This is a genomic window from Pedobacter agri PB92 (assembly GCF_000258495.1).
GTDB lineage: Bacteria > Bacteroidota > Bacteroidia > Sphingobacteriales > Sphingobacteriaceae > Pedobacter > Pedobacter agri.
In genome coordinates this window covers 1-8,490 of the sequence record NZ_AJLG01000199.1, presented here as the reverse complement: position 1 = coordinate 8,490, position 8,490 = coordinate 1, and the positions used below count along the sequence as shown (strand labels likewise).

Annotated in this window: 7 protein-coding genes and 1 pseudogene; 7 read left to right on the top strand and 1 reads right to left on the bottom strand. The window is 35.5% G+C overall.

Annotated features, from left to right (window positions below; all coding sequences use genetic code 11):
* A partial coding sequence (locus ON09_RS20630) for a 3-deoxy-manno-octulosonate cytidylyltransferase (RefSeq protein WP_010602968.1) occupies nucleotides 1–526 on the top strand: 526 nt, incomplete at its 5' end.
* A gap of 63 nt (nucleotides 527–589) precedes the next feature.
* Here ON09_RS20630 and ON09_RS20625 read toward each other — a convergent pair.
* Nucleotides 590–1,543: a bifunctional helix-turn-helix transcriptional regulator/GNAT family N-acetyltransferase gene (locus ON09_RS20625; RefSeq protein WP_010602967.1), complete on the bottom strand. Its 954-nt coding sequence runs from the start codon at nucleotides 1,541–1,543 to the stop codon at nucleotides 590–592.
* 88 nt (nucleotides 1,544–1,631) lie between these two features.
* Between ON09_RS20625 and ON09_RS20620 the strand changes: the two genes are divergently transcribed.
* The 6 genes and pseudogenes from ON09_RS20620 to yidC all read left to right on the top strand — a co-directional run bounded on the left by ON09_RS20620 (nucleotide 1,632) and on the right by yidC (nucleotide 8,359).
* Nucleotides 1,632–2,195, top strand: a complete 564-nt coding sequence (locus ON09_RS20620) for a DUF3575 domain-containing protein (protein ID WP_010602966.1) — start codon at nucleotides 1,632–1,634, stop codon at nucleotides 2,193–2,195.
* A 48-nt stretch (nucleotides 2,196–2,243) separates the two neighbouring features.
* Entirely contained in the window at nucleotides 2,244–2,783 is a 540-nt protein-coding gene (locus ON09_RS20615; RefSeq protein WP_010602965.1) for a hypothetical protein, read from the top strand.
* A gap of 154 nt (nucleotides 2,784–2,937) precedes the next feature.
* Nucleotides 2,938–4,107, top strand: a complete 1,170-nt coding sequence (locus ON09_RS20610) for a hypothetical protein (protein WP_010602964.1) — start codon at nucleotides 2,938–2,940, stop codon at nucleotides 4,105–4,107.
* 70 nt (nucleotides 4,108–4,177) lie between these two features.
* Complete coding sequence (locus tag ON09_RS26295; protein WP_010602963.1) at nucleotides 4,178–4,636, top strand: glycosyl-4,4'-diaponeurosporenoate acyltransferase CrtO family protein; 459 nt, start codon at nucleotides 4,178–4,180, stop codon at nucleotides 4,634–4,636.
* Nucleotides 4,637–4,921: 285 nt separating this feature from the next.
* Nucleotides 4,922–6,539 (top strand): annotated as a pseudogene (locus ON09_RS20600) (CTP synthase).
* A 20-nt stretch (nucleotides 6,540–6,559) separates the two neighbouring features.
* Nucleotides 6,560–8,359, top strand: a complete 1,800-nt coding sequence (yidC, locus tag ON09_RS20595; protein ID WP_010602962.1) for a membrane protein insertase YidC — start codon at nucleotides 6,560–6,562, stop codon at nucleotides 8,357–8,359.
* Nucleotides 8,360–8,490: the final 131 nt, after the last annotated feature.

Here is an 8,490-nt window from a genome sequence, read left to right as displayed (position 1 = left end):
ACGTACACACTGTGCAGAAGTGATTGAAAAACTTCCGGATTATGAAATCGTAATTAATATTCAGGGAGATGAACCTTTTATAGAACCTGCCCAAATTGATTTGCTGGCAAGTTGCTTTATCGAAGAAAAGGTGCAGCTGGCTACGCTTATTAAACCCATTCAAAGTCAGGAAAGTATTTATAATCCCAATAGCCCAAAAGTTGTGATTGATATTAATGGCAGGGCAATGTACTTTAGTCGCAGCCCGATACCTTTCATTCGAAATGGTGAGCCAGGTGTTTGGGCAGAGAAACACAAATTTTATAAACACATTGGCATTTACGGTTACAGAACGGAATCGTTAAAGGCCATTACCAAACTGCCCCCATCTGCATTGGAAATTGCAGAAAGCCTTGAACAACTACGTTGGATCGAAAATGGATTCTATATCCAGACCAAAGTAACCGATTTGGAAACGGTTGCTATTGATACACCAGAAGATTTATTGAAGCTAAATAAATTACTCGAAGCCTTAAAATTAGAATAATTCAAGTAGCCCAAGATTGGCAAATCTGAATAAAACGTTCAAATCTGCCAATCTTTAGCGTTACTAGGTTATGATCAATTCCATTTGAATATTGCAACGGCTATAAGGTGTAGGTTTCCCAGCTATTTTCTGAAAACCTAATTTATGATAAAGATTGATAGCGGGTTTTAATATGGTGTTGCTTTCCAGATAAATTTTGGAGGCACCTAAAGATTTTGCTCGTTCTATAATAGCTGAAGCCAAAATAAATCCAATATTTTTACCTTGTGCTTTTGGCGAAACAGCCATTTTAGCCAATTCAAAATCGTATTCGCCATCATTCATTTTAATTAAAGCACATACGCCGAGTGGTTTACCCTCATACAATGCTACTAAAATCGCTCCCCCCTTGTCCAAAATATATTCTTGTGGATGATCCAAAGCCTTAAAATCAGATTCTTCCATCACAAAATAGGTAGAAATCCATTCCTCATTTAATGATTTAAAAGCCTGTTTATAGGCTGAAGTATAATCAACAATATTCACTTTTAAACCATCTCTTTCTTTCTTCTTTTCCATTACTCTTCTTAATAATGTTTTCTGTTCTAAAAGGAATTCCCATTCTTCAATGGCTTCCCATAACTTATTTTGAGTTTGTGCAGATAAATCTTCTATTGCAGCTGCGACATCGATAAGCTGGTCATCAATTTTCGAATAAATCTCCTTCCCTTTCGACGATAAACTGATTACGTTTCTCCTACCATCCAATCTATCTTTACGTTCTGCAACATAGCCCTTCTTTAACATTTCACCAATCATTTTACTAACCGAAGGATGTGAGTGTCCAATGTTTTTCGCTAGTTCTGTAATTGTAATTTCTTCTCCTTTTGATAATGAATAAAAAATTGGAAACCATTTAGGTTGTACATCGATGTCATACAACTGATATATTTTAGCGGCATCTTCTGTGACTTTATCGGTGAGCATCCTTAGCCTACTGCCGATAGCAACCTTTCCGGTTTGTTGAAAAAACTTCATGTTAATTAATTACGTAACTGATTACGCAAATATAGTAATAATTGTATTTTATGATAGATAAATATTATTTTTATTTAAAATACTAAGCATGAAGTATATTCTGACGTTAATTCTGATTTTATCAGTTGCTACATTGGTCCGGTCACAGGAATATTTAGGCATTGCTGTAAAAACGAATTTATTAAATCTGGTAGCCCAGCGACCTTCATTTTCAATAGAGAAAACATTTAAACAGCGATATGGATTAGAGTTTTCATACTCAACAGGCGAATTAAACATTAGAAGAGCGTATGAATATAGCGGCTTTTTGTTACGAGGCAAAAAGTACGTTTATGAAATAAAGCAACGTGAGATTACACCTTTTTTTGGAGTTTATGCCGGTAATCTAAACAAAACGATTGTTTCCAACAATGCATATGTACACCCTACTGGGTTTTTATCGTTTGGCAATAACAGAAACTTCAAGGCAAATTCTTTTCGTTCGGGTGTAAACCTTGGTTTCGTTTACATCCCGGCAAAAAGATTTCTGTTAGAAACCACTACAGGTTTGGGCTATGGTAAATATTTTAACGTAGAAACATTTCAGGCAACAAATGCTCCAAAAGGATATTTAGACTTCCAACTATGGTTATCAGTCGGCTATCGGTTCTAATTTATTATTTAAATATTTGATAGAAAGTTAAAATTTGTATTTTCGAGAATGCGAAAATTACTGCTCATAGCTTCAATTGTCACCTTATTTCTGGCTTGCCAAACTGATAAGAAGGAAGAAAATGGTTCCATCGAATTTAAAAACGTGAATCAAAGTATCGCTAAGTCATTCTCTGACCTGGACAAACTGGATACTTTTAAAATTGAACTAACGGGAAGGAAGCCCGAAGAGATGGTACTATCATTTACCATTAAGAATTTTGCAGGCAAAGAAATTTACAACGCTAAGTTAAACGGAAAAGATTTACTAGGCAGTACTGATCCTAATTTAGATCTATCAAAAGAAAAAGCGCAAATTGTATTCTTAAAAACCATTGCAGATGACTTCTTTTCCGAAGATAATTTTCTGGAGCCTGCAGTAATGCCTGAAGATAAAGCAGACAACTATGTTCCTGATAAAGCACTTTATGATGAGCTTAAAAAATCTGGTTTAAACGGTTTTAAATATCGCCTGGGCAAAGAAAACAACCTTTATATCGCTTGGAGTGAGAAAGAACAAAAGGTGAAGATATATTACAACTGCTGCTAAAATCTCTATTCATTTTAAACATCCCTTTTAATAAAGATTAATTTATCTATTATGAGAAGAGTGATATTAGTATTTTTTTTGCGCTACCCTTTCAATAGCGTCTTATTCGCAAAGTGTTTTTTTAAGAGCAAAACCATCCGGAGAAAAATCGGCTGTGAGTTTTACAGAGCCCTCGCCTAGTGCCGTCTTTTTTGGGGCTGATGATGACAGCCAAAGCTTCAAAAATCATAAACAAAAAAGCAAGGACGTTAATGCTTACTTCGGCTCGGTATACACCAGTTTTCCAATTTTTAATATCGGTAAAGAAAATGTTGTTGAATACACCAATTCATACGGGAAATTTGTTTTCTATCGACCAAATGCAAAAAAAGCTTTTGGTATGATTCTGTCCAATGGCAAAGATCAGCCGATTTTGGTTACCAATCCCGATCAATATTTAAAAACTATAAAAACTTACTTGAACATTGGCAATGCCGATTATCTGGTTCCTAAAACGCTGGATGAGCGAGATGAACGAAATGCGCAACTAGACATGCAAGCTGTGCTGAAGATAAAATTCACAACAGATGAATCTTATGCCAAAAAATTAATTAAAAATGCGAATTCAGTTCACTACAGTAAAGTTTACAATGATGGCAGTCCGAAAATGACTTGTACAAAAAGAGTTTTTGAAATGTTTAGCGATAGTTTGATGACCACAAAATCTCCATATGGCGGATATTATTTGTATAATGAAAAAAACGAGATGGTATCATTGGATAATACGTTGAATGGAAAAACAAATGGTTATTCAAAGTATGTTAGAGATGATAATGGTTTAATCAGAAAAATTATCAGCGGTGATGACAATTCAACGGATTCTACTGTTTTTATTTACGAAAAAGACAAATATCATACGGTTAGCTTTAGCGGTTCGAGGCCTTATTCATTAGAAACCTTTTTCTTAAACGATCAAATGCAATGTGTTCGTCGACTTTCTAAACGAGCCGATCAATCTATTGTGACAGATATCACCTACGTCTACGATAAAATGGGCCGAATTATTCGCGAAGGACAATTGGACAGCGAAATGATTTACAGTTACAAAACTGACTCTGATCTAATCTTTTCCGGCTTCAAATCTTATAAACTAAACCCCAGAAAGTTAGAACTTCAAAATGAAATTATTAGAGAAAACAACAAGCAAACTTATATTGGAAAAAACGGAACCGGAGCACAAAATTTTAAATCAGTTACATATGTAGAGAAAGATGGGTCAACTAAAACTTACTCTTACGACAAGACGAATAAACTAACTAGTGTAGCCGTGATGCGCTGCTTATAATAATTAATAACTTGTGATAAAACATATAACATTTAGCATTTCGATAACCTTTATTTCATGGATTGTAGGCATGATCATTAATGCCTTCTTGATAAACACATCTTTCCACAAGAAAAAATTAACGGATTTAAATTTTGTTAGAAGAAAAGAGCTGAACAAATTAATAGGGATTGGTGTAATTAAATGGATTATAAAAAATACTTTCTTTAAGTTCTTCAACCCGAAGCTGAAAATGAAAAGTAAAGTTGATCAAAACGAATTGAATATTTTACGCAAAGAAATGACGCTTGCCGAAATCAATCACTTGATCGCTTTTATATCAGTAATTATATTCACTTTGGTTATGGTTTTAAAAGAAAGGTACCTGGGTGCCTTAGTGGTGACGATTGTAAATATGTTGATGAATCTATACCCAGCATTGCTGCAGCAAGAAAATAAAAGAAGGATTGCTCAATTGGAGAAAGTACTTAACCGAGAGCGGGTGGCCAGTTTTGCAACTGAAATTAGAAGCACATCAATTGCGAATTAAACCTGGTTGCAGCGGTATACTTTTTGTTGCGCCATCTTTAAATTGCTACCACCGAATACAAAAAAGATATAGCGAAAAACAGGACTAACGTTGATTAGTGAAGCAGGTTTTGCTTTCTCAAAACTTATCAGTTAAAGTTCCCCTTGTGTTAATTTTCTGATAAACATCACATTATCATTTTTAAAATATCTAAATTTTAAATCAGCAGAAACGAGGAATTTTCTTACCTTTGTATCCCGTACAAAAAGCGGCAATATTTACCATTTGCCGTAAAAAATCACAAACATGACTAAGTATATTTTTGTTACGGGCGGTGTTACTTCCTCATTGGGTAAGGGCATCATTTCCGCATCTTTAGCTAAACTTTTACAGGCACGTGGCTACCGTGTAACCATTCAAAAATTCGATCCGTACATTAATATTGATCCAGGAACACTGAATCCTTATGAGCATGGCGAATGTTTTGTTACCGAAGATGGTGCCGAAACCGATTTGGATCTTGGTCACTATGAGCGTTTTTTAAACGTTCCAACTTCACAAGCAAACAACATTACCACTGGCCGTATTTATCAAAACGTAATCAACAAAGAACGTAAAGGCGAATACCTGGGTAAAACCGTACAGGTTGTGCCGCATATTACCGATGAGATTAAACGCAACATGCGCATTTTAGGCGAAAGCGGCGAATATGATATCGTAATTACTGAACTTGGCGGAACAGTTGGCGATATCGAATCTTTACCATTTATTGAGGCTGTTCGCCAGTTTAAGTGGGAAGAAGGAAGTTCAAATGCAATTGTAATCCACTTAACTTTGGTGCCTTATTTGGCAGCGGCAGGTGAATTAAAAACTAAACCCACTCAACACTCAGTAAAAGCATTATTAGAATATGGTATTCAACCAGATATTTTAGTTTGCCGTACCGAACACCACATTTCTGCTGAAATCAGAAAAAAAATTGCACTTTTTTGTAATGTTAACATCAACGCAGTTATCGAATCTATGGATGCATCTACTATTTATGATGTTCCGTTGTTGATGATGAAAGAACAGTTGGATAAAACGGTTTTAGCAAAATTGAAACTTCCGGCTAAAAACGAGCCAGACATGGAGAGCTGGAAAGAGTTTTTAGGACATTTAAAAAAATCCTACAGCTGATGTTACCATTGGTTTGGTAGGTAAATATGTGGAACTACCAGATGCTTATAAATCGATCATTGAATCATTTGTACATGCGGGTTCTAAAAATGAGTGCAAAGTTCGTGTAGAATATATTCACTCTGAAGGCATCTTTCCTGATAACGTAAAAGAAAAATTAGGCCATTTACATGGCGTATTGGTTGCTCCAGGTTTTGGTAGCCGTGGTATTGAAGGAAAAATTGACACCATTAAATACGTTCGCGAAAATAATATTCCTTTCTTCGGTATTTGCTTGGGTATGCAATGTGCGGTGATTGAGTTCGGACGTAATGTTCTAGGCTTGAAAGATGCACACACTACTGAAATCGAAGCTGATGCTAAAAATCCTGTGATCAACATGATGGAAGAACAGAAAAATATCGTAAACATGGGTGGTACGATGCGTTTAGGTTCATATCCTTGCGATATTAAAAAAGGTACAAAAGCTTTCTCTATTTACGGTAAAGCACACATCAACGAGCGTCACCGCCACCGTTATGAATTTAACAATGATTATTTAAAGCAATATGAAGAGGCTGGAATGATTGCTTCTGGTATTAATCCACAAACAAATCTGGTAGAAATCGTGGAGCTTAAAAACCATCCATTTTTTGTGGGCGGACAATTTCACCCAGAATTAAAATCAACAGTTGCTAATCCTCACCCACTTTTTGTTAAATTTGTCGCCGCTGCGATGGAGTTTGCGAAAAAGAAAACGAATTAAAAGCAGTACAAACAAATATAATGGATAGAAATACCTTTACAGGATTATTCCTGATTATGATCATCTTGGCAGGATCATTCTACTTTTTTGGGCCAAAGGACGCTGAAATAAAAAAAGAAAATGCCAGAATCGATTCAATAAAAAGAGCTGATTCACTACAAAAAGCTGGAATTCAACCAGCGCAAAAAGATACTACAGCCATAGCTAGTACACCGACCGTTGATTCATTGGCTTTAAAAGGTCCTTTTGGTTCTGCAATTACAGGAACAGAAGCAAACACCGTTTTAGAAAATGAAAATTTATTAATCAACCTAAGTAATAAAGGTGGTAGAATCTCATCAGTAGAAGTTAAAGGACAAAAAACGTATGCAGGTAAACCATTAATTTTATTTGATGGGAACGCTAACAAATTTGGCCTGACTTTAAATGCAGCTGGTAAAGTAATTAATACCAATGATTTATATTTCACTCCTACTAAAACTGGCAATACAGTAACCATGCGTGCTAACTATGGTGCAAATGCTTACGTGGAATATGTTTATGATTTAAAATCGGCAAGCAACAAGGTTGGATTCAACATTAACTTAGTTGGTTTACAACAGGTGATTGCTGGAAACAACATCGCTTTAAACTGGCAAACCATCTTATTACAACAAGAGAAATCGTTAGAAAGTGAGCACCGCTATTCAGCGCCTTACTACAAATATGTAGATGGCGACGTAGATCACTTAAGTGTTTCTAAAGACGAAAAAGAAGAATTAGCAAAAGGTAAAATTCAGTGGTTTTCTTTTAAACAGCACTTCTTCTCTGCTACCTTAATTGCTAAAGAAGGCTTTGAAAAAGGAAGTTTGGAGGTTAAAATCCCTACTGCTCCTGGTCAGGTTAAGTTTTATGATGCCAATATGCAATTGCCTTATACGCATCTTGCAAACCAAGCATACAGCATGGAGTTTTACTTCGGTACCAATAAATTCTCTGCTTTAAAAGATCAGGGTTATGATTTAGAGAAACAAGTAGATTTAGGTTACTGGCCGTTAAAATATATTAACCGTTTCATCGTGTTACCGGTATTTAATTTCCTTAACAATTTCGGCTGGAACTTCGGTTTAATCATCCTTGTATTAACGATCTTATTAAAGGTTGCACTTTCTCCATTAACCTATAAGTCATATTTATCAATGGCTAAAATGAGGGTATTAAAGCCTGAGATGGATGAAATTAAAGCAAAGGTTGGTGAAGATAATCCAACATTGGTTCAACAGGAATACTTAAAACTTTATAAAAAAGCCGGTGTGAATCCTTTGGGTGGATGTTTACCAATGGTTTTACAGCTACCACTCGTGATGGCATTTTTCTTCTTCTTCCCTAACCTTTTCGAACTACGCGGAGAGAGCTTCTTATGGATGAAAGATTTATCAACCTATGATGAGTTTATCAAATTCGGATTTAAAGTTCCATTTATTGGCGATCACTTGAGTTTGATGTGTGTGTTGATGACGGTTTCGACCTTAATCATGACTTACTTTAACAATCAGGTTTCTGGTGCTACTGGTCAAATGAAATACATTGGTTATATCATGCCAATCATTTTCCTGGGGGTATTAAACAGTTATCCGGCAGGTTTGAATTATTATTACTTCTTAGCCAACTTAATGACTTTCGGACAGCAGTTCTTAATCCGTAAAATGGTTGATGATGATAAAATTCATGCTTTAATCCAACAGAATAAAGCGAGACCAGCTGATGAGAAAAAGAAAAAATCTAAATTTCAACAGCGTTTAGATGATTATATGCGTCAGCAACAACAAGCTAAAAAATAATTGAAGTTATTTTATTATGAATCCCCGACCATTCAGTTGATCGGGGATTTTTTTTGCAGTTTAGGTTGATGAGACAGCAAACCGATAAATCACATTATTAGCCGTGTTTCTCGGCTTATACTCAAGTGTGT